The sequence below is a fragment of the Bradyrhizobium sp. RT6a genome, assembly GCF_040547675.1.
Taxonomy (GTDB): domain Bacteria; phylum Pseudomonadota; class Alphaproteobacteria; order Rhizobiales; family Xanthobacteraceae; genus Bradyrhizobium.
Window position 1 is genome coordinate 918,055 of the sequence record NZ_JBEPQC010000001.1, and the last position, 23,369, is coordinate 941,423.

General features: G+C 64.9%; 19 protein-coding genes. 1 reads left to right on the forward strand and 18 read right to left on the reverse strand.

Annotated elements, in window-relative coordinates:
- Positions 1-107: 107 nt before the first annotated feature.
- From ABIC03_RS04595 to hydA, 13 genes are all read right to left on the reverse strand, one after another.
- Entirely contained in the window at positions 108-1,100 is a 993-nt protein-coding gene (locus ABIC03_RS04595) for an ABC transporter ATP-binding protein (protein WP_275167577.1), read from the reverse strand.
- The gene (locus ABIC03_RS04600; RefSeq protein ID WP_354055883.1) at positions 1,097-2,086 is read right to left on the reverse strand and encodes an ABC transporter ATP-binding protein; all 990 of its coding nucleotides are present in this window, start codon (positions 2,084-2,086) and stop codon (positions 1,097-1,099) included. Before ABIC03_RS04600 ends, ABIC03_RS04595 begins: the two co-directional genes overlap by 4 nt.
- 19 nt (positions 2,087-2,105) lie before the next feature.
- Complete coding sequence (locus ABIC03_RS04605) at positions 2,106-3,029, reverse strand: ABC transporter permease (protein WP_354055885.1); 924 nt, start codon at positions 3,027-3,029, stop codon at positions 2,106-2,108.
- Positions 3,026-3,967, reverse strand: a complete 942-nt coding sequence (locus ABIC03_RS04610) for an ABC transporter permease (RefSeq protein WP_106942294.1) — start codon at positions 3,965-3,967, stop codon at positions 3,026-3,028. Before ABIC03_RS04610 ends, ABIC03_RS04605 begins: the two co-directional genes overlap by 4 nt.
- A 17-nt stretch (positions 3,968-3,984) precedes the next feature.
- Positions 3,985-5,586, reverse strand: a complete 1,602-nt coding sequence (locus tag ABIC03_RS04615) for an ABC transporter substrate-binding protein (RefSeq protein ID WP_354055887.1) — start codon at positions 5,584-5,586, stop codon at positions 3,985-3,987.
- A gap of 141 nt (positions 5,587-5,727) precedes the next feature.
- Positions 5,728-7,398 (reverse strand): nickel ABC transporter ATP-binding protein NikE, encoded by a 1,671-nt coding sequence (gene nikE / locus ABIC03_RS04620; protein WP_354055889.1) that lies wholly within the window; start codon positions 7,396-7,398, stop codon positions 5,728-5,730.
- Positions 7,395-8,243 (reverse strand): ABC transporter permease, encoded by an 849-nt coding sequence (locus tag ABIC03_RS04625; RefSeq protein ID WP_007608569.1) that lies wholly within the window; start codon positions 8,241-8,243, stop codon positions 7,395-7,397. Before ABIC03_RS04625 ends, nikE begins: the two co-directional genes overlap by 4 nt.
- Entirely contained in the window at positions 8,240-9,274 is a 1,035-nt protein-coding gene (locus ABIC03_RS04630) for an ABC transporter permease (RefSeq protein WP_502916914.1), read from the reverse strand. The genes ABIC03_RS04625 and ABIC03_RS04630 overlap by 4 nt, the downstream gene beginning before the upstream one ends.
- Positions 9,275-9,300: 26 nt before the next feature.
- A complete protein-coding gene (locus ABIC03_RS04635; protein ID WP_354055893.1) occupies positions 9,301-10,920 on the reverse strand; it encodes an ABC transporter substrate-binding protein in 1,620 nt (539 codons plus the stop codon).
- 119 nt (positions 10,921-11,039) lie between these two features.
- On the reverse strand, positions 11,040-12,476 hold the full coding sequence (locus ABIC03_RS04640) for an NAD(P)-binding domain-containing protein (RefSeq protein ID WP_354055895.1): 1,437 nt from the start codon (positions 12,474-12,476) through the stop codon (positions 11,040-11,042).
- Positions 12,473-13,222 carry an SDR family oxidoreductase gene (locus ABIC03_RS04645; RefSeq protein ID WP_354055897.1) on the reverse strand — a complete coding sequence of 250 codons (750 nt, stop codon included), beginning with the start codon at positions 13,220-13,222 and terminating at the stop codon, positions 12,473-12,475. The genes ABIC03_RS04640 and ABIC03_RS04645 overlap by 4 nt, the downstream gene beginning before the upstream one ends.
- A 1-nt stretch (position 13,223) precedes the next feature.
- Complete coding sequence (locus tag ABIC03_RS04650) at positions 13,224-14,198, reverse strand: NAD-dependent epimerase/dehydratase family protein (protein ID WP_354055899.1); 975 nt, start codon at positions 14,196-14,198, stop codon at positions 13,224-13,226.
- Between the two features lie 16 nt (positions 14,199-14,214).
- Entirely contained in the window at positions 14,215-15,684 is a 1,470-nt protein-coding gene (gene hydA / locus ABIC03_RS04655) for a dihydropyrimidinase (RefSeq protein ID WP_354055901.1), read from the reverse strand.
- 56 nt (positions 15,685-15,740) lie between these two features.
- Between hydA and ABIC03_RS04660 the strand changes: the two genes are divergently transcribed.
- Complete coding sequence (locus ABIC03_RS04660; protein ID WP_354055903.1) at positions 15,741-16,403, forward strand: aspartate/glutamate racemase family protein; 663 nt, start codon at positions 15,741-15,743, stop codon at positions 16,401-16,403.
- Here the strand turns inward: ABIC03_RS04660 and ABIC03_RS04665 are convergent.
- The 5 genes from ABIC03_RS04665 to ABIC03_RS04685 form a co-directional block, all read right to left on the reverse strand.
- Complete coding sequence (locus tag ABIC03_RS04665) at positions 16,400-17,068, reverse strand: flavin reductase family protein (RefSeq protein ID WP_354055905.1); 669 nt, start codon at positions 17,066-17,068, stop codon at positions 16,400-16,402. The two genes, ABIC03_RS04660 and ABIC03_RS04665, sit on opposite strands and share 4 nt — an antisense overlap.
- 5 nt (positions 17,069-17,073) lie before the next feature.
- Positions 17,074-18,006 (reverse strand): N-carbamoyl-D-amino-acid hydrolase, encoded by a 933-nt coding sequence (locus ABIC03_RS04670; RefSeq protein WP_354055907.1) that lies wholly within the window; start codon positions 18,004-18,006, stop codon positions 17,074-17,076.
- Between the two features lie 130 nt (positions 18,007-18,136).
- Positions 18,137-19,432 carry a class-III pyridoxal-phosphate-dependent aminotransferase gene (locus ABIC03_RS04675; protein WP_354055909.1) on the reverse strand — a complete coding sequence of 432 codons (1,296 nt, stop codon included), beginning with the start codon at positions 19,430-19,432 and terminating at the stop codon, positions 18,137-18,139.
- A 10-nt stretch (positions 19,433-19,442) separates the two neighbouring features.
- On the reverse strand, positions 19,443-21,023 hold the full coding sequence (locus tag ABIC03_RS04680; protein ID WP_354055911.1) for a hydantoinase B/oxoprolinase family protein: 1,581 nt from the start codon (positions 21,021-21,023) through the stop codon (positions 19,443-19,445).
- Positions 21,020-23,029, reverse strand: a complete 2,010-nt coding sequence (locus ABIC03_RS04685; RefSeq protein ID WP_354055913.1) for a hydantoinase/oxoprolinase family protein — start codon at positions 23,027-23,029, stop codon at positions 21,020-21,022. The genes ABIC03_RS04680 and ABIC03_RS04685 overlap by 4 nt, the downstream gene beginning before the upstream one ends.
- Positions 23,030-23,369 lie beyond the last annotated feature (340 nt).

Sequence of the window (23,369 nt, forward strand, 5' to 3'; positions counted from 1 at the left end):
GTCGGAAACGTCTTTCACTCGTCGGGCAAAACAGGAGCAGAGTGCCATCCTAGCCCAACAGTCGCCCCAGCGTCTCGATCCAGAGCTTCGCCGCTGTGCCCCAACGGCTAGCCGCTCGCCACCGCCGCAGCTTCTTCGAGATGACAGGCCACCCACTGCTCGGGTCCAGCCGCGCGCAATGTCGGCTCCTCGGTCCGGCAGCGATCGAACACGAGCGGGCAACGGGTGTGGAAGCGGCATCCGCTCGGCGGGTTAATCGGGCTCGGCACGTCGCCCTTGAGGATGATCGGATTGCGCTGGGCACCCGGCTCCGGCAGGGGCACCGCCGAAAGCAACGCCTTGGTGTAGGGATGCTTTGGCGCGGCGAATATCTCGTAGCGCGGCGCCACCTCGACGATCTTGCCGAGATACATCACGGCGACGCGATGGGTCATGTGCTCGACGATCGCGAGGTCGTGGCTGATGAACAGCAGCGCCAGGCCGAACTCGCGCTGGAGATCCTGCAGCAGATTGACGATCTGTGCCTTGACCGAGACGTCGAGCGCGGAGACTGCCTCGTCGCAGACGATCAGCTCGGGCTCGGCCGCGAGTGCGCGTGCGATGCCGATGCGCTGGCGCTGGCCGCCGGAGAATTCGTGCGGCCTGCGATTCAGCGCCTCGCGCGGCAGGCGCACGGTGTCCATCAGCGCCGTCACGCGGGTTTCGAGGTCGATCGCGGATTTGGCGAGGCCGAAATTGCGGATCGGCTCCGCCAGGATGTCGCGCACGCGCATGCGCGGATTGAGGCTCGAGAACGGGTCCTGGAACACCACCTGCACGCGGCGGCGCATCTGGCGCATCGTGCTCGGATGGGCGTCGTCGATGCGCTGGCCGTCGAGGATGACCTGCCCTGACGTGATGTCGAACAGTCGCAGGATCGCACGGCCGACTGTCGATTTACCGCAGCCGGACTCGCCGACCAGCGACAGCGTCTCGCCGCGCGCGATTTCGAACGACACGCCGTCCACCGCATAGACCCATTCGGACTTGCGGCTGAACATGCCCTTTTTGACCGGAAAGTGTTTCTTGAGGTCGTTGACCTGGAGCAGCGGGGGACTCATGCCGCGACCGCTCCCTTGGCCGCATAGTGGCAGGCCGCGACCTGACGTGGCCCCTTCTCTTCGAGCCCCGGCGCGTACTGCCGGCAAAGATCGGTCGCGAGCGCGCAACGTCCGGCGAACACGCAACCGACGATGGGCTTGCGCAGATCAGGCACCTGTCCCGGGATCTCTGCAAGCCGTCTCGCGGTGCCGGTCAGCGACGAGCCGAGCCGCGGCACTGCGCCGAGCAGGCCTTGGGTATAGGGATGACGCGGCGAACGGAACAGGTCCGCCACCGGCCCCTCCTCGACCTTGCGGCCGGCATACATGACCATGACGCGTTCGGCGATCTCGGCGACCACGCCGAGATCGTGGGTGATCAGGATGATGGCTGCGCCAACCCGGTGCTTGAGATCCAGCATCAATTTCAGAATCTGCGCCTGGATCGTCACGTCGAGCGCGGTGGTCGGCTCGTCGGCAATCAGAAGCTTTGGATTGCAGGCGAGTGCAATGGCAATCATGACGCGCTGGCGCATGCCGCCGGAAAGCTGATGCGGATATTCGCGCACGCGGCGCTTCGGCTCGGGAATGCCGACCAGCACCAACATCTCGATGGCGTGCGCCTCTGCGGCTTCCTTATCCAGGCCCTGGTGGATCATCAGCGTTTCGCGGATTTGACGCCCGACGGTCAGGACCGGGTTGAGGCTGGTCATCGGCTCCTGAAAAATCATCGAGATGTCGTTGCCGCGAATGGCGCGCATTTCGCGATCCGACATTTGCAGCAGGTCCTTGCCCGCGAAGCGGATGCTGCCGGCTATTCTGCCCGGTGGTTCCGGGATCAGCCGCATCAGCGACATTGAGGTCACCGACTTGCCGCAGCCGGACTCGCCAACGATGGCGAGCGTCTCGCCCTCGTTGACATGGAACGACACACCGTCCACCGCGCGGTTGATGCCGCTGGGCGTGCGGAAGTGTGTTTGCAAATTCTCGACTTCGAGCAGTGCCATCGCGATCAGCCCCTCGCCATCAGAGGCTCTTGGCCATGCGCGGATCGAGCGCATCGCGAAGGCCGTCGCCGAGCAGGTTGACGGCGAGCACGGTGACGGACAGGAAGGCCGCCGGAAAGAACACGATGTAGGGCTTGACCTGCCACAGCGCCCGCCCCTCGGCCATGATGTTGCCCCAGGACGGAATGGTCGGCGGCGTTCCCGCGCCGATGAAGGACAGGATCGCCTCCGTGATCATCGCGCTGGCGCAAATGTAGGTCGCCTGGACCAGCATCGGCGCCACTGTGTTGGGCAGGATGTGGCGCAGGATGATCATCGGCGTGCGCGTGCCGCAGGCCACCGCCGCATCCACGTAAGGCTGCTCGCGCAGCGACAGCACGACACTACGGACAAGACGGGAAACACGCGGAATCTCGGCGACGGTGATCGCGAGAATGACGTTGCCGACGCTGCCGCGTGTCAACGCCATCAGCGCGATCGCCAGCAGAATCGGCGGGATCGACATCAGGCCGTCCATGAAGCGCATCAAGATGCCGTCGGCCCAGCGGATGAAACCGGAGACGATGCCGATGGCAAGACCGACCGCGGAGGCGAATATCGCAACCGAGAGCCCGACGGTGAGCGAGACGCGCGCGCCGAACAGCACGCGTGAATAGATGTCGCGGCCGAGGACGTCGGTGCCAAACCAGTAAAGCGCCGACGGTGCGCGGGTGCGCTTGGCCGGCGCAAGTGCGGTCGGATCCACCGTTCCAAGATAAGGCGCAAAGATCGCGATCAGGACGAGGATCAGCAGCAACGTGCCGCCGATGGCAACGGTGGGATGGCCGCGCAGCAGCCCGATGAAGCCGCGCCGGATCGTGACCGGCCGGAGGATCTCAGGCAGTTGCGGCGCGAGGACGAAGCCCGCCGGCAGCGCTTGCGGATTGACGGTCGTGTCGGTCAATAGCGGATCCTCGGGTCAACGAGCGTATAGGTGACGTCGATCATCAGATTGACGAGGACGTAGACGAAGCTGAACAGCAGCACGATGCCCTGGATGACGGGATAATCGCGGCGCAGGATCGCGTCGATCGTGAGCCGGCCGAGGCCGGGAATCGCAAACACGCTTTCCGTGACGACCGCGCCACCGATCAGGAGCGCGATGCCGATCCCGATCACCGTGACGATCGGCACCGCCGCGTTCTTCAGCGCGTGGACGAACAGGATGCCACCCTGCCCGAGGCCCTTGGCGCGCGCGGTGCGGATATAATCCTGCTGCAGCACTTCGAGCATGGTGGCGCGCGTGATACGCGCGATCAGCGCGATGTAGACACAGCCGAGCGCGATCGCCGGCAGGATCAGGTTTTGCAGCCAGGGCCAGAAGCCCTGGGCGAGTGGCGTATAGCCCTGCACGGGAAGCCATTCGAGCTCCAGCGCGAAGACGTAGGCGAGGACATAGCCGACGACGAAGACCGGGAGCGAGAAGCCGAACACGGCAAAGGCCATGATCGCCCGGTCGATCAGGCTTCCCGCCTTCCACGCCGCCAGCACGCCGAGCGGCACCGCGACCACGATAGTGAGCAGGAGCGTGACCATCATCAGCGACAGCGTCGGCCCGAGACGCTGCCCGATCATGGTCGAGACCGGCAGATTGGTGAAGATCGAGGTGCCGAGATCGCCGTGCAGAATGCGCCAGACCCAGCTGCCGAACTGGATCAGGAAGGGTCGATCGAGGCCGAGGCTCTGACGGATGCGCTCCACATCCTCCGGACTTGCCTGATCGCCCGCGATCACCACGGCGGGATCCCCCGGCGCGATGTAGAGCAGGCTGAACACGAACAGCGCGACGATCGCCATCACTGGCAAGGTCGAGGCGATACGCCGGAGGATGTAGGAGAGCATCTGGCTTCAGCGCAAGGTCATGCGGATTTCGACACGCCCCAGAAGAACGGCAGCGGCCCTTTCGTGATGCCGGAGACGTTCTTGCGCCAGGCCGTGTAGCTGAGGAAGAAGCCGGTCGGCGCGTAGACGACGTCCTCGAGCGCGACCTTGTTGAGGCGAGCGACCGCGGCCTTCTCCTCGTCGAGGTTCTTGGCCTCGAACCAGGACGTGACCTCCTTCTCGGTGCCGGGGCTGTTCGGCCAGCCGAACCAGGCCTTGTCGCCGTTGGCGCGAATGGCGGTATAGGGCGCCGGATTGATGCAGTCCGAACCCGCATGCCAGGTGTGGAACATGTTCCAGCCCCCCTGTCCAGGCGGCGTCTTCTGCGCGCGGCGGGAGCCGACCGTACCCCAATCGGTCGCGACGAAGTCGACATTCATACCGAGCTTCTTTAGGAGATCGGCGGTCACATCGCCGAACGCCTTGGTGATCGGCTGATCCTGCGCCACCAGACACGTCACCGGCTGGCCGGAATAACCGCTCTCGGCGAGCAGCTTCTTGGCAGCGTCGAGATCGCGCTTGCCCTTGAGGACCTCGCCGCCCGCCTCGGTGTAGAGCGGCGTATCCGGCGTGAAGAAGCCGGGGAGCGGCTTCCACAGCGAATTATCGTCGCCGACGAGCGCACGCATATAGTCTTCCTGGCTCATCGCCATCAGCACTGCGCGCCGCGCCCGCACGTCGTTGAAGGGCGGATACAGGAAGTTCATGCGGAACGAGCCGACATTGCCGAGGGGGTCGCCGATGTCGACGCTGATGTTCTTGTTCTTCTTCAGGACCGGGACGAGGTCCGCGATCGGGTTCTCCCACCAGTCGATCTCGCCGTTCTGCAACGCGGCCGCAGCGGTCGCCGGATCCGGCATCACGATCCATTCGACGCGGTCGATCAGCATCTGCTTGCCGCCAGCGAGCCACGACGACTTTTCCTGCCGCGGCAAATAGTCGGCGAACTTCTCGAACACGGCTTTCGCGCCGGGGACCCATTCGCCCTTGGCGAACTTCATCGGCCCCGAGCCGACATAATCGCCGATCTGCTTGAACGGGTCGGTCTGCGCAATGCGCTCCGGCATGATGAAGGCGCAAGGCGAGTTGTTCTTGCCAAGCGCATAGAGCATTTTCGGGAACGGCTGCTTCAGCACCCATTTGAAAGTGCGATCGTCGACAGCGGTGAGCTCCTGCTGCAGCGCCTTGAGCATCAGCCCCATCGGATCGCGCGCCGCCCAGCGGGTGAGACTCGCAACGACGTCCTTACTCCGCACCGGCTCGCCATCGTGGAATTTGAGTCCCGGACGCAATTTGAACGTCCAGGTAGTGCCGTCGTCGGTCACTTCCTCGGACTCGACCATCTGCCGCTGCGGCTGGAGCGCGGAATCGACGCCGTAGAGCGTATCCCAAACCAGCGCGGCAGCATTGCGCACGACATATTGCGTGCCCCAGATCGGGTCGAAATTGGCGAGATTTGCTTGCGGCACGAAGCGCAGGGTGCGCGCGGAGGCGCCTTGTGCGATCGCCGGGGCCGAAAGGCCGCTCAATGCCAGACCGCCCGCGCCGGCCAGTCCCTTCAATACGGTCCTGCGATCCATGAAATCCTCCCAATAGTGCCGTGATGCCGGCCATCGTTGGCCAAGAACAGGTGAAACCAGAGCTCATTGGCGTGCAAATGGTATGCCACTAACCGGGCCTTCGCCAGCGGGAGATCCGCACCATTTGGACCGGTCGAGACCTCAAAGCGCGGCCGCCAGTACCGGGCCGGTCTCGATATGCGGGATCGCCTCGACCAGCTTGCGCGTGTAATCGGTCTTGGGATTGTCGAACAGCGCCCGGCTCTCGCCCTGCTCCACGATGCCGCCATTGCGCAGCACGATGGTGCGGTCGCAAAGCATGCGCACCACGTTGAGGTCGTGGCTGACGAACAGCAGCGCGATGTCGTTCTCGCGCCGCAGGCGGTCGAGCAGTTGCAGCACCACGGCCTGCACGGAGACGTCGAGCGCGGCGGTCGGCTCGTCCAGCACCAGGAGCCGCGGCCGGCAGGCGATGGCGCGGGCGATGCCGACGCGCGCCTTCTGGCCGCCGGAGAGCTGATGCGGAAAGCGCGGCAACAGATCCAGCGGCAGCCCCACACGATCGGCGCAGTCTTCCACCCGCTTGCGCAGCGCATCGCCCCCACGCATGCCGTCGAGCCGCATCAGGGGATGGGCGATGCAATCGAAGGCCGTGAAGCGCGGGTTGAGGCTCTCGTTCGGATCCTGGAACACCATCTGGATGTCTTTGCGGAAGCGCGAGCGATGGAAGTCACGCGACGCCACGTGGCCGATCGACTGCCCGTCGAACACGATCTCGCCCTCGCTCGGATCGATCAGGCGGCAGATCATCCGCGACGTCGTGCTCTTGCCGGAGCCGGATTCGCCGACGAGGCCGACGCTCTCGCCGCCAACCATCGTCATCGAGAAATCCGCCACCGCCGCAGCACCCTCGTCGAAGCGTTTTGCGAGCTTGCGCACTTCCAGCAGCGGTGGAGTCCCGTGGGCGAGCTCCTGCCTGGGCCTGCTGACGACAGCTGCATGGCGCTCCCGCTCCTCTTCCGTCACGAGGTCCTCGATTTGGGAGGTCGCAGTCGGCGATGCCGCCACCAGACGCTTGGTATAGGCGTGCTGCGGCGCGCCGAACAGCGTCCTCGGGCTTGCCTCTTCGACGATGCGACCGCGCTCCATCACCGCGATACGGCGACAATATCGCGCCGCTAACCCGAGATCGTGCGTGATCAGGATCGTCGCCATGCCGCGCGCGGCGGCAATCTCCGCCAGGAGATCCATCACCACTTTCTGCGTGGTGACGTCGAGGCCGGTCGTCGGCTCATCGGCGATCAACAGCGCGGGATTGCAGGAAACCGCAATCGCGATCATGACGCGCTGGCACATGCCGCCGGAGAGTTCGTGCGGATAGGCGTTCATCCGCGTTTCCGGCTCGCGGATCTGGACGGCACGCAATAGCTCCAGCGCCTCGGCGCGGGCGGCATCCTTCGATATCCGCTTGTGAGTGAGGATCGCGTCCGCAATCTGCAGACCGATCGCGCGGATCGGGTTGAGCGCGGCCCGCGGGTTCTGGAAGATCATGGACATGGCGGCGCCCTGGAGCTGACGGAGATCGTCGCCCCTGAGCTTTGTGACGTCCTGGCCGCGAAACAGGATTTTTCCGCGAGTGACGCGCCCGGCTGAATCCAGGAGTCGCGTTGTGGCAAACCCGGTGACCGACTTGCCCGATCCGCTCTCGCCGACGAGGCCGAGCATCTCGCCGGCCTCGACCGCGAGCGTGACGCCGCGCACGGCCTCGACCAGTCCACGCCGTGTCGAGAACGAGACGTGGAGATCGTCAATCTCGAGGAGCATCTCGCTCATGTGCGCATGCGCGGATCGAGAATGTCCCGCATCCCGTCGCCGAGAAGGTTGAAGCACAGCACGGCCATCATCAACGCGAGGCCCGGAAAGGCCACCAGCCACCACCGCCCCGTCGAGATGAAGCGGGCGCCCTCCGCGACCATGATGCCCCATTCCGGCGTCGGCGGCTTGACGCCGAGGCCGATGAACGACAGGCCGGCCGCATTGAGAATGGCCCAGCCGAGGTTGAGCGAGATCTGCACCGCCATCGCCGGCAGGATGTTCGGCAGCAGGAAGCGCAGCACCACTGAGAAATGGCTCTCGCCGCAGGATCGCGCCGCCTCCACCCAGCCGACATTGCGCCGGACGTTGACCTCGGCGCGCGCGAAGCGGATGTAGAAGGGAAGATTGATGATCGCGGTCGCGATCACGATGTTCTCGATCCGGTTGCCGAGCGCCGCAACCATCGCCATGGCCAGCACGAACAGCGGAAAGGCCATCATGACGTCGACGAAGCGGCCGACCGAGCGGTCGAGCCTGCCGCCGGCATAGCCGCAGAAAGAGCCTACGACGGCGCCGATCACGAAGGAGATTCCGACCGCCGAGACCGCGATGGCAAGGTCGAGGCGGGCCGCAACGACGAGGCGGCTGAACACGTCGCGCCCGAGCTGGTCGGTGCCGGCCAGATGCGCCGCGCTCGGCGGCTGCAGGGCCTCCGAGACATTGGAGACGACGGGATCATAGGGCACCAGCCACGGTCCGAAGATCGCGACCAGGACAAACAGAAGGACGCCCGCCGCGGCGACACCGGTCAGCGGGTTGCCACGCAAAATCCAGACCGAATGGCGGAGGGTTGCGCTGGTCATCCGATCGACACCCTGGGATCGGCGATGCCGTAGCAGATATCGACCACGAGATTGACCAGCACGAAGATGCCAGCCATCAGCAGCACAAAACCCTGGACCGGCGCATAGTCGGACGACAGCAGCGCATCGAGCGCGTAGGAGGCGACGCCCGGCCAGGAGAACACCTTCTCCACCAGGACGTTCGCGCCAAGCATGGTCGAGAACACGATGCCGGCAATGGTGATGACGGGAAGGATCGCATTGCGCAGCGCATAGGTGACGACGACCTTCTGCCAGGACAATCCGACCGAGCGCGCGGTGCGCACGAAATCGCTGCCGAGCGAGACCAGCATCGAGGCTCGTGTGATCCGCGCCAACGGCGCGATCACGAACAGGGCCATGCTCACGGCCGGCAGGATCAACTGCTTGCAGGCCGCCCACCAGCCCTCGATGTCGCCCGCGAGCAGGAAATCGACCGACAGAAACCCGGTGCGCTGCGGCGGCAGCGAGGTGAAGACGTCGATCCGCCCGGTCGGATCAGGCGCAAGACCGAGCAGATAGTAGAACACATAGATCAGCAGCAGGCCCGAGACGAAGGTCGGCACGCAGACGCCGAGCGCGCAGAACAGTCGCACGCCGTGATCGACCAGCGATCCCGGCTTCAAGGCTGCGACCACGCCGAGCGGCACCGCTGCGATCAGCGCGATCAGGAGCGCCGTGAAGGTCAACTCCAGCGAGGCCGGCAGCCGTTCGCGAAGGTCCTTCAAGACCGGCTGCCCCGTCATCATGGAGCGGCCCAGATTGCCGCGGCCGATATCGGAGAGATAGAACACGAGCTGCTCCGGCACCGACTTGTCGAGCCCCATCTGCTTGCGGATCTGCTCGATCTCCTCCTTGCCGGCATTGGGTCCCGAGGCGAAGAACACCGCGGGATCTCCGGGAAGGACCCGCATCAGGAGAAAGGTGAAGACCAGCACGCCGAACAACGCCGGCAGCGACGACATAAGCCGCCTCCCCGCCCGCACCACCGTCGCACCAAGACCGGTCATCACCTTTCAGAGCCTCTGGCTTACGGACATCACTTGCGGCTGACGTCGCGATAATCGACCTGACGATGGAACTCGTAGGTATAGCCCTCGATCGACGAGGCCATCACGGCGTCCTGGTTCGGCTGCCACAGCGGGATCTGCGGCATTTCGCTGAAGTGGATCGCGTTGAGCTTGCGGCCATCCTCCTCGTACTTGGCCTTGTCGGGCTCGAAGCGGGCCTCCTGCGCGATTGCGGCCAGCTCAGGATTGTTGATCGAGCTGTAATTCCAGCGCTGATTGCCGGTGTAGAAGTTGCGGTAGAAGTAATCGGTCGAGGGCAGCCAGGCGACGATGCCTTCAGTGAACAAAGGCAGCTTCTTCTCGTTGATCTGCGTCGACATCTGCGCATCCGGCAGCTTCTGGATGTCGACCTTGATCCCAATCTTGGCAAGCGATTCCTTCACGAGAGCCGCCATCGGCTCCGCGGTCGAGGCCTGACCGACGTTGAAGCTGAAGGTGGTCGAAAACCCCTCCGGGAGTCCTGCGGCTTTCAGATATTCCCTCGCCTTGTCGAGATCGGTCTTCACCGGCGCCTGGAACGGATAGATGCCGTTCAGCGGCTTGCCATCCGGCCAAGTCGCACCGAACAGCGGGGCCCCGCGGCCGAACAGGGCCGCCTTGAACATGTCCTCATAGGGCAGCGCGAAGGCGATGGCTCGGCGGACGTTGACGTTGTCGAAAGGCGGGATCTGGTTGTTCATCGAGACGAAGGTGATCGAATTGTATTGCGGCGTCGAGACCACCTTGAGCTTGCCCTTGGCCTCGAGCGACTGCACGTCGCTGGCCTGGAGATCGACGACGAGATCGGCGTCGCCCCGCTCGACAAGATTGGCGCGGGTCGCGGGCTCCGGCACGGACTGCACGATCACGCGCTTGAAAAAAGCCGGCTTGTCGGGCGAGCCGCGGTTCCAGGCCTCGTTGCGCTTGATGATCACCTGCTCGCCGGGCTTGAAGCTCTCGATCACATAAGCACCGCTGCCGGCAGTGTGCTCCTTCAGCCAGGCGGTGGCCCAGGGATCTTCCGGGGTCGCATGCTCCTTGGCAACCTTGGAGTTGATGATCAGCGGGTAGACTGTAGCCAGATTCGGCAGCGCGAGCTTGTCGGGTTTCGGCAGCGTCACCTCGATCGTGAGGGGATCGATCACCTTGAACTGGTCGGCCGACGTCAGCGATCCCGTCAGCAATTGTGCCTTGCCGAGGATGGGCGCGGTGACGCAGCGATCGAGCGACCATTTCACGTCCTCGGCGGTCACGGGCGAGCCGTCCTGGAACTTGGCATCCTTGCGCAGACGGAATGTCAACTTCAGCCCGTCGGGACTGACGTCGTAGGATTCGGCGAGTTCGCCGGTGATCTTGTCGAGATCGAACACCCATTTGCCGTTGAGCTGCTTGCGGCCGAACGCCACAAGGCGGTCGTAAGTGCTCATGCTCAGCGCGAAGGATTCGCGCGTCGAGCCCGGAATGTTGGGATCGAGCGTGTTGACGGATGCGCCGGTGACATAGCGCAGCGTCTCGGCCCTGGTTTGCGCTTGCGAAGGCGCTGCGGCGATGAGCAACAACGCGGTGGTGGCGAGCACGGAGGATGCCGACCTGAAAGACACAAAACGCATTTGTTTTCCCCAAAAATCTCGACAAGAACGCCAGCAAGGCAGGTTAAGAAACAAGCAAGTTGCGCGCCAGTCTTATGATGCGCTCTTGTGGACGCTTTGTCGCGGCGGCGCATGGACGATCATCGCGATTCCTCCATGTTTCGCGCTGGCCGCGTGACCACGGCCTGCGGCACGTCATAGGCGCGGAGCGAGGCCCAGTGTCGTTCGACATCGGCACGAAACAGACCGCGCGTCAGTCCGTTCACCAGCTTCGGCACCGCGGTCGTCATCGCGTTGATCGACGATCCCGACGGACCAAAACTCATGGTGGAGGCGATGGCGAAGAGATGGATGTCTGAAATCCACGGCGTCTCGCCCGCGACACGTTCGGTGAAGGCGTAATCGTCGGCAAGATAGGGGAAGCGGCCGAGCCGCGCGTTGCGTTCGCTCTCCGGGGGCAGGTAGCGGTCCGCCCAGGTTGCGATATTGCCGGCAAATGCGCGCAGCTCGCCACGGCCGGCAAAATCCATGTCGATGCCGGTGCCGCAGATGACGAAATCCGTTGCGATGACGCCGCGCGGCGTCTGCAATTCGATGCCCTCGCCGGTCTCGCGCGCGGCCTCGATCGGCGCGCCCTCGTGCAATGTGAAATTGGCGTGATTTGCGCAGCGATCGTAAGTTGGCTGCGGAAAGCCTTCGCGCATCTCGAGAATGGTGCGCATGAAGCGCCAGCGCCAGGCATCGTCGAGATCGCTGAGATGGCGCAGAAAGCCGCGGAAGGTCAGCCAGCGATAGGGCTGGATCAGCTGGATCTGTGCCCTCCGACACAGCAGATGCACTTCCGCCGCGCCCGCTTCCAGCGCAGTTGCCGCATTATCGAAGGCAGATGCGCCGGCGCCGATCACGGCGAGGCGCTTGCCGCGAAGATTTTCGAAATCAATGTCGTCGACGACGGTTGCGACCGAGCTCACCGGCAGATGGCTCAGCGGTTCGGGGATCATCCAGTTCCCCATCCCCTCCTGCCCGGTCGACAGCACGACCTTGCGCGCATGGAGCGTCTCGACGCCATCGCCATGTTTCACGCGTGCAGCCAGTAGACCATCTGCCGCCGGCCGGATTTCCAGAAGCTCGCTCCCGTTGCGCACGGGCAAGCCGATCGTGCGCCGTAGCCAGAGCAGATACTCAGCCCAATGCTCCCTCAGGATCAGGTTCAGCGTCTGCCAGCTTTCCTTGCCGAAGCGGGCCTCATGCCAGGATTGATAAGTCAGGCTCGGGATGTCGAGGTCAGGTCCCGTATAGTCCTTCGGACTGCGCAGCGTCGGCATGCGGGCATAGGTGAGCCATGGCCCCTCCTTCCCCTCCTCGGCCTTGTCCAGCACCAGGATGTTGCTGACGCGGGAGCGCATCAGGCCGAAGCCGATGGCGATGCCGGATTGGCCGGCTCCGATCACGAGCACATCCAGCGCCAGCTTGCCGTCCGGTCCCGTCTTCGGTTCGAGCCAGGCGGCACCGGGATGCGCGATCCGCGCGAGATCAGCGCGAACGTTCGTTTCGAACTCTGTCAGCGCATCACTCATGCCGCGAGCCAGCCTCCGTCGACCACCATCACGGTGCCGGTCGTGAACGAGGACGCATCGCTGGCGAGATGTAGCGCGGCCTGCGCGATCTCCTCGGCCTGGCCGAACCGCTTCATGGCATGGCGCTTGCGGGAGGTTTCGCGCACCTCGTCTGAATTGTCGTGTCGGACAAAGCTGCGGCGAAGCATCGGCGTGTCGATCGCACCGGGCGCAATCGCGTTGACGCGAATGCAGTCGGTTGCGAAATCCACCGCCATCGTCCGCGTCAGGCTGACGATCGCGCCCTTGGCCGCGATATAGGCGCTGTTGCCCTTGCCGCCGGCAATCGCGAGCTGCGATGCCAGCGTAATGATCGAGCCGCTGTTCTGCCGCTGCATCTGCGGTACCGCCGCTCGCGCCCACAGCCAGGTGCCACCGACATTGGTGCGGAACACCGCGTCCCAATCGGCAGGGTCCGTCGTCAACACGGTGCCGCCGCAGGAGAATCCGGCCGCGGTCATGAGAATGTCGAGCCGGCCGTGCCGTGCCACGACGTCGTTTGCAACGGCCTCGGCGAAATCGGCATCGCCGACGTCGCCAACATGCGTCATGGCCTCGCCAACCAGGCTCAACGTTTCCTGGAGTCCCGCGGCATCGCGATCCACCAGAGCGAGATGCGCGCCCTCCTCCGCGAACAGCTTCGCGCTGGCACGGCCGATGCCGGAGCCGGCTCCCGTAACGATGGCCGTGCGCCCCTGCAGCCGCATGTCAGATCCACTCCTTGTGCTGCGTCAGCCAGGCGCTCATCGCGGCCGCCGACTCGGCGCAGCCGAACCGAGCGCGCCAGCCAAATTCATCCGCCATCCGGTTCACCGACAGCGGCGCGCGATAGGGCCCATGCAGCTTGATGACGGTGTTCTCGCCCGGCGCCGCGAGGCGGCACTCCAGGCCGGGATGCAACGCTGCATAGGCCTCGCCCCACTGCAGCGCAGGCCATAGCCCACCGCTGGAGATGTTGTAGAGCTGGTGGCGCGGCCGCTCGGCCTCGATCAGCAGTGCGACGGCCTCGGCCGCATCCGGCGCGTAGATCCAGTCCCTCATGCCTGCTTCGGGCATGATCGCCGGCTCCCCGCGGGCGAACGCAGCCAAGATCTGGAACTGGAGGCTTGGCGTGTCGCGCACGGAGCTCGGTCGCTCCCACGGTCCGAACAGGGCGCTCAGCCGTACGCTCAGGAAATTGCCGCCGAAGAGCTCGGCATGACGCGCAACCGATCGCTCCGATGTGAACTTGCTGATGGCATAGAACGAGACCGGATCGCAGGGCGTTTCCTCGTCGAGAACCTCGACCCGCGCGCCCGCGGCGCCGTAGGCCGATGCCGACGAGAGATTGACGACCCGGCGCACGCCATGACGGATCGCGGCGAGCAGGATCGGGATCTGCGCCATCACGTTGATCTCAAGAACGCGCGCAATCGATGCTCTCTCCAGTTCATCACCGGCTGTGATCGCCGCGCCGAGCACGATCGCATCAACGCCTTCGGCGATGAGGGCATCGATGGCATCTGCGTCGGTGATATCGCCCTGCACGGCTTTGAGCCGTGCGCCATAATCGGCAAGAGACCGTCGTGCCGAAGACGGCATCTCTGCACGGTCATACAGCGTCACGTCATGCCCACGCGCAAGCAGCGCCTCCGCAACGTTGAGGCCGACAAAACCGGTGCCGCCGAAGATGACGATCCTCATCGCGCGCGATCCACCGTCACAGCAGTTTCGCTCCGAAATTCCGCTCGGGATCCATGTCGGCGACGAGCCGCCCCGTCGGCTTGGCCGCCTCGCCACCGCTGCGTGCCAGGAACTGGCCGCTGCCAGCGCTCGCGAGGCACTTGTTGCCGTCGATGATCACCCGACCACGCGACAGCACCGACACCGGCCAGCCCTTCAGTTTGCGTCCCGCAAACGGCGTATAGCCGGCGAGGTCGTGCATCATCTCGTCGGCGATCACGGTCTCGCGATTGGGATCCCAGATCGCGATATCGGCATCGGCGCCGATTGCGATCGAGCCCTTGCGCGGATGCAGATTGTAGATCTTGGCCGGCGCGGTCGAAGTCAGTTCGACGAACTTTTCCAGGCCCAACCGTCCCTTCGACACCATTGCGTCGAACAGTAGCGGCAGCCGCAACTCCAGCCCCGGAAGGCCATTGGCGACCTGCTTGAAATTGGGATTTGGACCGGCACGCAGCTTGCCGGTCTCGTCGTAACGATACGGCGCGTGATCCGACGAGATGGTCTGAAGATCGCCGAGCGACAGCGCCTGCCACAACGCCTCCTGATCCGAGTGCGTGCGGGGCGGTGGGCTGCACATCCACTTGGCGCCTTCCGCCCCGGGCTTGTCGAGATCGGCAGCGGTCAGGAACAGATACTGCGGACAGGTTTCGGCAAACACCTTCAAGCCTTGCCCACGCGCGTCGCGGATGACCTTGGCGCCTTCGGCAGTCGAGACATGGAAGATCATGATGGGCTGGTCAATCAACGCCGCCATGCCGATCAGCCGGGTAAAGGCTTCCGCCTCCGACACCCGGGCGTGGCTGACGGCGTGGTATTTCGGCATGGTGTAGCCGCGCGCGAGCAGGCGCTTCACCATCCAGGCGATGATACCGTGGTTTTCGGCATGGGCGCACAACATCGCGCCGGACTGGCGCGCGGCAAGAAGGATGTCCAGCAACGGCTCGTCGTCCACCTTGAGCCGGTCATAGGTCATGAAAATCTTGATCGAGGCATGGCCCTGCTTCACCAGCGCCGGAATATGCTCCTCGACCGTTTCCCTGGTCGCATCGGCGATGATCATGTGAAAGGCGTAATCGATCACGGCGCCCTTCTTGGCGAGGGCGTGATAATCCTCCACCACCTGCGGCAGCTTCATGCCGACATGCTGGGCGGCAAACGGGATCACCGTGGTCGTGCCGCCGAAAGCGGCCGAGACGGTCGCGCTCTCGAAGGTGTCGGCGTTCATGATGCCGGCAGCGGACAATTGCTCGATGTGGGCGTGGCTGTCGACGCCGCCGGGCAGAACGAGCTTGCCGCGCGCGTCGATCTCGCGCTTCGCAGGCGGAAGCCCGCGCCCGATAGCGGCGATGGTCTCGCCGGAGATGGCGACATCCGCTTCAAAGACGTCCGTTGTCGTCGCGACGCGCCCACCGCGAATGATCAGGTCGTAAGCGGGTTCAGTCATGAGGCACTCCATGATAGGCTCAAGCCAAGTGATCGAAATTTTGCAGGAAGACCAGCATGTCCCGACCACGCATTCTCGTCATCAATCCAAATTCCAACCCTGCGGTGACGCAGGGGCTGGAGGACGCGCTGAAGCCGCTCGGCTTCGAGGGCGGCCCAGAACTGGTCTGCCAGACGCTGGCCGAGGGCCCGTTCGGCATTGAAAGCCAGGCGGATGTCGATGGCGTCGCCATGCCGCTGCGCCGGCTGGTCGAGGGCGACAACAGCTCGGCTGCCTTTGTCATCGCCTGTTACAGCGATCCCGGGCTTCAGGTCTGCCGCGAAGGCACTGACCGCCCCGTGTTCGGCATCGCCGAGTGCGGCGTACTGACGGCGCTGGCCCGCGCGGAAACGTTTGGCGTCATCGCGATCGCCCAGCGCTCGATCCCGCGTCACATGCGCTATCTCAGGCAGATGGGACTGACCGACCGCCTTGCCGGCGAGCGGCCGCTCAACATGAGCGTCGCGGAAACCGCCTCGGGCGAAGGCACGCTGGCCAGGATGATCGAAATCGGCCGCGCGCTGCGCGACGAGGACGGCGCCCGCGCCATCGTGATGGGCTGCGCCGGCATGGCGCGCCATCGCCGTCCCCTGGAAGACGCGCTCGGCATCCCCGTGATCGACCCGACACAGGCGGCTGTCACGATGGCGCTGGGTACGGTGCAGTTCTCGAATCACTAGGCGTCCTTCAGCTCTTTGGCGTCCTGCCGCGCGAGCCATTGCGCGTGGCTCTCGCGGACAAGCGCGAACGTGTCCCGCTGCGTCGTGTACAGATTGCCGAACATGCGACCGATCGGCCGGTAGGCGTCGAGGTCGACATACATATTGGCCTCGTCGACGAGGCCCTCGCGGGCGTGAATCCGGAGCACCTCGCCGACCAGCAGTTCCCGATCGGGCGAGAAGGTCAGCGCGACATGGCGCCGGCATTCGAGCGCAAAGGGGGCCGCGGCGAGGCGCGGCACCTTCACGTCGATTGAGGGAAGTGTCGCCAGCCCTGCCGCAGCGACCTCGCTGTCACCGGACGGAAAATCCACCGCGCAATCGTTCATCGCCACCGACAGCGCCTCGTCCACCATGTGAACGACGAACTCGCCGTCACGATGGATGTTGCGGGTGGTGTCCTTGGGGCTGTGATCCGGCTTGTGCTGGAGCCCAAGCACGATCAGCGCCGGGCTCTCCGAAAACACGTTGAAGAAGCTGAAGGGCGCGGCGTTCACCGCCCCGTTCGCATCGAGCGTCGTCACCAGCGCAATCGGCCGCGGTACCACCACGCCGCAGAGCAGCTTGTAGCGATCGCGCGGATCGAGCTCGCGCAAGGATATGCCCGATGTGCTCTGGCCAGCCATCGCCGTCACTTCTCCGGCGGCGGCACCGCGCCGGTCCGGTTGGTGATCAGCCCGTAATGCTCGATACGGCGATGCTGGGCGAAATTAAAGATCGTGGTCTTGCCGAAGGTGGTGGCGTCGAGGTCGCAGGCGTGGACCAGCAGCTCGTCCTCCTCCGTCTTCGCTTCGGCGACGATTTCGCCGTTGGGATCGACGATCAGGCTGCCGCCAAACAGCGGGTGCCCGTCCTCGTTACCGGCCTTGGCCACCGCGACCACCCAGGTCGCGTTCTGATAGGCGCCGGCCTGCGCCGAGAGGCGGTTGTGGAACAGGCGTTTCTCGACGCCCTCATCGCTCCTCTCCGCATTCACGGACGGCGTGTTGTAGCCGATCAGCACCATCTCGACGCCCTGCAAGCCCATTACGCGATACGTCTCGGGCCAGCGCCGGTCATTGCAGACGGCCATGCCGATGATACCGCCCAGCTCGCGCCAGACGTTGAAGCCGAGATCGCCCGGCTCGAAATAACGCTTCTCCAGATGCTGGTGCGAGCGCTTGGTGTCGTATTCCACATGGCCGGGCAAATGGATCTTCCGATATTTGCCGACGATCTTGCCGGATCTGTCGGTCAGGATCGCAGTGTTGAAATGATGGCCGTCGGGCGTCAGCTCCGCATAACCAAAATTCATCGCCATCTGGTGCTGCGCCGCGCGCTCGAACAACGGCCGGGTCGCCGCATTCGGCATCTCGCGCTCGAACCAATTGTCGAACTCGGCCCGGTCCTCGACGTACCAGCGTGGGAAGAAGGTCGTGAGCGCCAGTTCCGGATAGACGATCAGGTCGGCGCCCTTGCTCTTGGCCTCCTCCATCAGCGCAATCATGCGCTTGACCACGGCCTCGCGGCTGTCGGCTTTCTGGATTGGACCCATCTGGGCGGCGGCAACATTGACGATACGCATCAGCGATTTCCTGGTGATGTCTTGGGCCAAGCTAAAATTTCAATAATGTGCCGGCGCGCGGCAGCATAACGCCGCATCGACCGGACTTTCCAGCCGGCGCCTGTACATCGGCATCGTGTGCGCTGCACCCTCATGTCTGTTCCGCATCGGCAAGATCGAGACCGTGGTCCAGCGCGTCCAGAAGCTGTTCGGCCTCATGCTCGGAGATCACGAGCGGCGGTGCGAGGAACAGCGAGGTCTGCTCACCGCTGGTCCCGATCACGGCACCGGCCGCCAGCGCCCGCTCCGCGACGCGCGAGGCGATCGGCACCTCGGTGGTGTCGGCATGCCAGGAGCGCCAGTCCGGCCCGTGCAGCTCCACGGTCCAGTGCAGCCCCTGCCCCGCCACGCGCTGCACGCTTGGATGTTTCTGCGCGATAGCGAGCAGGCGGCGGGTGAACAGCTTTTCGAGCCTCTTCACGTGCTCCAAGATTTTCTCTTCGCTCACAACCTTCAGATAGGCGCTGACGGCGGCCATGCTGATCGGATGGCCGCGCAGCGTGCCGTAATTCTGCCAGCTCGCGCCCTTGAGCCGTTCGACGATATCTTTCGACACGACGACCGCGGCTACCGCCGCCGCGCCGCCACCGAGCGATTTTCCCAGCGTCACGATGTCAGGACGGCTCTCGGCGCCCTGGAACGCGAACCAGCGCCCGGCGCGGCCCGCACCAGTCACCACTTCGTCGGCGATCCAGTAGGAGCCAGCCTGCCGCGCGCACCGCGCCACCTCGTCCTGATAGGCGCCGTCGTAATAGATGCCGCCCTGCGTGTAGTCGATGATCGTCGCCGCCGTGTCCGAAAGCAGGCGCGTGGCATCGGCCAGATATTCGCTGGGCGGGGTGTTGTTGGCCGGCGCGCCGTAGATCGCGCCATCCGGGGCCGGCAATATCCGCACCGGCGCCATCGGTGCCGGCAGCTTCGAGCCGCCCGAGTGCACCGCGAGGCCGCCATGCCATTGCGGCTGCACCGTCATGCTGCGCGACAGGCCGGTGATGCCGTGATAGGCGCGCTCGCGCGTTGCCAGCGCGGACCGCTGCGTCAGCGCCTGACAAAGCGACAGCGCCATATCGTTGGCCTCGCTGCCGCTGATGCAGAAGCGCACCGCACCGACCCAATCCTCCTCACCCTTGAACGCGATGGCCATTAAATCGTCCGCAGCCTGCTCGCGGCCGACCCAGGTCCACCCCTCGTTCACGACGGGCGTATCCGCGGCGCGGCGGATCGCCTCCACCATCGCGGGATGACGATGTCCGAGGCCGCCGCCGGTGTTGCTGCCGTCGATGAGCTTGCGACCATCCGACAGATGAAAATAGACGCCCTCGCCGCCGACCACGGCCATGGGCGCACTGTCGCCCGCGTTGAGCCCGGTTCGCAACAATCTGCTCATCGCAATCCCTTCATTGCGCAGCCTCTACGCCGTAGCCACCGCCGCCGCAGGTCTCGATCGTGACGAGATCGCCTTGCTGCAGCACCAGGTTCGATTTGCCGTCGATCGCGACGCTCGCGCCCTGCCGGATCAGCGAGATGCGGCAGGCCTTGCCGGGCTCGCCGCCCTGCATGCCGAACGGCGCTATCACCATGCGCTCGATGCAGGTGGTCAGATGCATCGACGGCGCCAGGATGCGATAGGTGCGCACGACTCCGTCCCCACCGCGATGCGCGCCGGCGCCGCCGGACTGCCAGCGAATGGCCTGTTGCTCGACTTGGATCGCGTAATTCGCCTCGATCACCTCGACCGGCGTGTTCGATGTGTTAGACAGATGCACCCGCGTCGCGGAGATGCCGGCGCGATCGTGCCGCGCGCCCTCGCCACCTCCGTGGACCTCGTAGAGCATCTTCCATGAACCGTTCTGCCGCGGCTCGGCAAAAAACAAGACGCCGGCCGTTGTCGCCCCGCCCGCCGACAGACGTTCGGGAATAGTGTCCTGCATGGCGCGGAAGATCGCATCGACGATGCGCATGGAGGTCTCGTGATTGCCGGCCGCAACCGAGGCATTCCATCCCGGCTCCAGGATCGAGCCCGGGCGCGTGATGATGGTCAGCGGCCGCAGCGCGCCCGCGTTCTGGTGCATGTCGCGCCCGCTCATGATGCGCGCGGCATAGGCCACCGCAGAGCGCGCCATGAACGGTGTCGTGTTGCAGAAATTCGAGACGCGGTCGCAGCTACCCGAGAGGTCGAAGATTGCTTCGTCGCCCGCAATGGTGATCTTGACATGAATGCGCGCGGGCGCGTCGTCGACGCCGCCGTCGTCCAGATAATCCTCGCCCTCGTAGACACCGTCAGGCAAATCGCGCAACGCCTCGCGCATCTCGATTTCGGAGAGATCATGCAGGCGCGCCTGCGCCGCCGTGAAGACCGCCTTGCCGTGCTCGCGGCAGAGCTCGACGATGCGCTTCTCGCCGGCTTTCGTTGCGGCGATCTGGGCGAGAAGATCGCCCTCGCAGGATTCGGGATCGCGAACATTGGCCTTGAGCAGCTGCACGATCGGCGTATTGACGCCGGCTGCCGTGGCGATCAGAACCGGCGGAATTCGCATCGCCTCCTGGAAGGTGTCGATGGCTTTCGCAAAATAGCTGCCGGGCCATGTTCCCCCGATATCCGGCCAGTGCGCGAGGCTGACCGCGAACGCCACGATCTCGCCGTCGACGAAGACGGGGCGCACGACCTTGACGTCGTTGAGATGATTGCCGCCGAGCGGGCCGACATTGTAGATCAGTGCATCGCCTTCGTTCAGGCTGTCCCGCGGCACCACCTTCAGCAATTCGAGGACCGTATAGGCCATTGCGCCGAGATGAATCGGGATGTCGCGGCCCTGCCCGACCAGGTCGCCGCGGCCGTCCGTGATCGCCGACGAAAGATCGCCGGCCTCGCGCAGCAGCGGCGAACGGGCCGAGCGCGTCATCACCAGGCTCATCTCTTCGGCCGCGGCCGAGAGCCCGTGCCTGATGACCTCGACGACGAACGGATCGAGCTTCATGCGGCCCTCCGCGTCAGGAACAAATTGCCTGAAACATCCGGCCTTGCCTGCCAGCCGGGCGGGACCACCACGGTCGACCATGCGTCTTCAATGATGGCCGGGCCGCTGACGATCTCGGTCAGCGAAGCGCGATCGATGATGCTTGTCGCGACGTCGTGAAAGCCGTCGAACGAGCAGCTGCGCTCGCCGGTGGATACCGTCCTGACCGCGGTGGCCGGCCGGCTCACGACGGTGCTCGAGGGACGGCGTGCCTGCACCCGCACGGATTCGATGACGCAGCTCTCGCTCGTCGCATAGCCGAACAGCTCATGGTGCCGGGCCAGAAAATCCTTCTTCAGCCTGATAACATCGAGCGGTCGCGCGAACGGCACCGGAATAGCGTCGTTCTGCGCCGCGTAGCGCATCAAGGCCACCAGCTCGATCTGAATCTCGGTCGCGGCAACGCCGTTGGCGATGAGCGGCGCCGACGCATCGTCGATCAGCACCCCGATCCGCTCGGACACGCGGGCGAGATCGATGCCGTCAAGCGCAGCGCGCAGGGTTTGCTGCTGGAGGAAGCTGAAGTCGGCGGTGAGACAACCCAGCGCCGAAAACGCACTCGATGCGCTGGGAACGACGACCTCGGCGATCCCGTAGAGATCGGCAAGACCCGCGGCGTGCATCGGGCCACCACCGCCGAAAGCGAGAAGCGTGCAGTCGCGTCCGTCGATGCCGCGCTCGACTGTGACGCGGCGGAGCGCACGCGCCATTGTCGCATTCGCGACCTTGATGATGCCGAGCGCGGTTTCGGTCAGGCTCAGCCCCAACGCGCGCGCGATCGGCGCGATGACGTCATTAGCTGCCCTGATGTCGATTCCGATCCGGTCGCCAAGCCTGGTTTCGGGATTGAGATAGCCGAGCACGGCGTTGGCGTCGGTGATGGTCGGCTCGGTACCTGCGCGGCCGTAGCAGGCCGGTCCCGGCTCGGAGCCGGCGCTTTCCGGTCCGACGGTCAGGCCGCCGGGACCATTGCGCACGATCGAGCCGCCGCCCGCGCCGATCGAGTGAACCGCAAGCATCGGCTGGCGCAGCGGCTTGTCGCCGAGCATGCGGCCGTCTGTCATCTCGGCCTGGCCATCGACGATCAGGCAGACGTCGGTCGTTGTCCCGCCCATGTCGAACGTCAGCATACGCGACGTGCCGAGCTGACGCGCGATGCTGACCGATGCGGAGACGCCGGCCGCGGGGCCCGACATGGCCATCACCAGCGGCCGCCGCTTCACGGCCGAGATCGGGACCATGGCACCGGCCGAATGAAACACCTGCAGGCCGGGGCCGATCGGCAGCCGCTGCTCCAGCTCGCTCAGATATTCCACCGCGATCGGCATGGCGGCGGCGTTGAACACGGTCGCCGAAGTCCGCTCATATTCACGCGCCTCGGGATTGACCTCGTGCGACAGCGAAACGTGGGCAACGACGCCCTTGAGGCGCTCGCCGAGCATCTTCTCGTGGACGGGATTGGCATAGGCGTGAAGCAGTGCGACCGCGACGCTCAGAACGCCGGTTGCTTTCAGCCAGGCGACCAGGCGCTCGATCTCCGCTTCATCCAGCGCCTTCAGCACCGTTCCCTCGTGGTCGAGGCGCTCGGCAAGGCCAAAACATCGTTCCGGCGGCACCAGCGGCGGCGATTTCGGCGGGACATCGAGACGATAAAGATCGCGGCGGCGATAGCGCGCGATCTCCAGCACGTCGGCAAAGCCTTCGGTCGCCACCAGCGCCACTTTCGGCAGCCGTCCCTCGACGATGGCGTTGGTCACACGCGTGGTGCCGTGGACGAAGCGCTTGACCTCGCTCTTGCGCAGGCCGACCGCCTCAATGGCCTCCAGCATCGCCTGAACCGGAGCCTGAGGTCGCGACGGCACTTTCGCGATCCGCGCCTCCGCGGGGGAGTGCCGGATTGCGATGATGTCGGTGAAGGTGCCGCCGATGTCGGTGCCGACCTCCCAGTGATTTTCGTCAGTGCTCATGTGTGGGTCAGCTGCGAACGACGTTCGAACCGGACGCCGGGTCCTTCCCGTCCATCGCCAGGTTCAATCGCAAACCGAGAGCGCTCATCATCATCCCCTGTCATGCCACCGCTTGCGAGCGTGCGACAGAGCGATGGGCTCGGGATAGGGCCAGAGTTGTCGCAACGCATTGGACCAGCCCGCGACGGGCAGGACGCGCGGAGGCACATTTTAGTGCAGCGCTGCCCGCAGGGAGTGCACGCCGGTGTGGATCGTTCCACGCGAGAAAAGTGCGGCGCACCACGCATTTTCGCGGACAAAACGCCGCATCCGCTGCAGTGCAATCCACGCGCCGCGCACG